Genomic DNA, 400 nt, shown 5'->3' with positions numbered 1-400 from the left:
CGGCACGGCGTGCTGCGGGTCGGCGCCGCCTCCTCGTACCTGCGCTGCGACGACACCGCGCTGCTGGCCGAGGTGCTCGCCGACCGGCGGACCGCCGAGCTGCGGCTGCGGCTGCTGGCGCCGACCGTGCTGGCCGCCCAGGCGCCGCCCGAGACGCTGCTCTCGGTGCTGCGCGGCATGGGCTTCGCACCGGCCGCCGAGTCCGCCGAGGGCGATGTGCTGATCACCCGCCCCGACAGCCACCGCACCCCGCCGAGGACCGCCCCGACCCCGGTCCCGGACGGGCCGCCGTGCCCCGACGACGTCCTGCTGGGCGCCGCGATCAAGGCGGTGCGCGCGGGCGACCGGGCGGCCACCGCCGTCCGCAAGGAGACGGTGGCCGGCCCTGCCGCCACGCCGC

General features: G+C 79.8%; 1 pseudogene. It reads left to right on the top strand.

Annotated features, from left to right (window positions below):
• Positions 1 to 400: pseudogene (locus UK12_RS33330) on the top strand (helicase-associated domain-containing protein); the annotation flags it as partial.

This window comes from Saccharothrix sp. ST-888 (genome assembly GCF_000955975.1).
Taxonomy (GTDB): Bacteria; Actinomycetota; Actinomycetes; order Streptomycetales; family Streptomycetaceae; genus Kitasatospora.
This window is presented reverse-complemented; position numbering and strand designations above follow the sequence as displayed.